This window comes from Mesorhizobium sp. M4A.F.Ca.ET.090.04.2.1, from assembly GCF_003999085.1.
Classification (GTDB): domain Bacteria; phylum Pseudomonadota; class Alphaproteobacteria; order Rhizobiales; family Rhizobiaceae; genus Mesorhizobium.
Genome location: NZ_RZOT01000901.1, coordinates 1 through 1,124 on the forward strand (window position 1 = coordinate 1; position 1,124 = coordinate 1,124).

Here is a 1,124-nt window from a genome sequence, read left to right on the forward strand (position 1 = left end):
CGATCTGGGTCTTTGCGGTCGTTGCCGCGCTGGCTGTGATCTACATCGGCGCGTGGCGTCGCAAGAACCTGGCTGCGGAATAGAAATGGGCATTCTTGGCAAAGGCGGCCTGCTGCTGCTGTCGATGGGAGGCTGCTCCGGTATCCTCATGTATCTGTCGCTCGAGCGCCCGGCAGGCTGGGCATACATCAGAAACTTCGCGCGGCTGCGGCAGGGCCACGTCGACGCTTTGGTGCTCGGCGGCATCTTCCTCGCCGCGGAGGCGACAGGCGTCGTCGACTCTTATGCGTCTTTGGTGTTGCTGGTCACCGGCTTCTATACCGTCATCTCGACGGGTGCGATGGGCTGGTGGCCGGATTTTCCGCAGCGATACAAGGTTGCAAGCGTCGGCGACTTCGCCGCCTTGTCGACTTTCGCTCTTGCCTGGGTCTGGGTCACGGTCCGCGTGCTGACGGGGTGGTAGAATATGACGCGCATCTACATCAGCCAGAGGCCCCCGCACCTTCTCGATCTCGACGCGGGCATCGCCACTGCGAAAGCGGAGATTGAGGCCGCAGCGGCACAAGGCGCCGATCTCGTAGTGTTTCCCGAAACCTGGCTCGGGGGCTATCCGGCCTGGGTTTTCGGGTTAGCCGGCTGGAACGATCCGGAGGCGCGGCACTGGTTCCAGAAGCTGGTGGCCGCAAGCGCCACCGTTCCCGGCCCTCACGTCCAGGCCCTTTGCGACGCCGCGCGTGACAATGGGGTGTGCGTGGTGATCGGCCTCAATGAGCGCGCTCGGCCGAGCGCCGCGCTGCTTTACAACAGCGCGCTTACGATCGACGCAGATGGATCGATCGTATCCGTTCACCGCAAGCTCACTCCAACCCACACCGAACGCCTGGTCTGGACGCCGGGCGATGCGGACGGCCTGCGCGTGAACGAAACGGCGGCCGGGCGGGTCGGCGCGATGGTATGCTGGGAGCATTTCCACCCCATCATCCGCCAGGCCCTGCACGCCGAGGACGAGCAGATTCATGTTGCCCTTTGGCCGGACATGCCGTCGGCGCACCAGCTTGCTTCCCGGCACTACGCTTTCGAGGGGCGCTGCTTCGTCGCAAGCGCCGCGACGTATCTTCCTGTGG

2 protein-coding genes are annotated in these 1,124 nt (G+C 64.5%); both read left to right on the plus strand.

Annotation, left to right across the window (positions count from 1 at the left end):
* Nucleotides 1-85: 85 nt before the first annotated feature.
* Nucleotides 86-463 (plus strand): hypothetical protein, encoded by a 378-nt coding sequence (locus EN781_RS32995; protein WP_126058265.1) that lies wholly within the window; start codon nucleotides 86-88, stop codon nucleotides 461-463.
* Nucleotides 464-466: 3 nt separating this feature from the next.
* A partial coding sequence (locus EN781_RS33000) for a nitrilase-related carbon-nitrogen hydrolase (RefSeq protein ID WP_127400751.1) occupies nucleotides 467-1,124 on the plus strand: 658 nt, incomplete at its 3' end.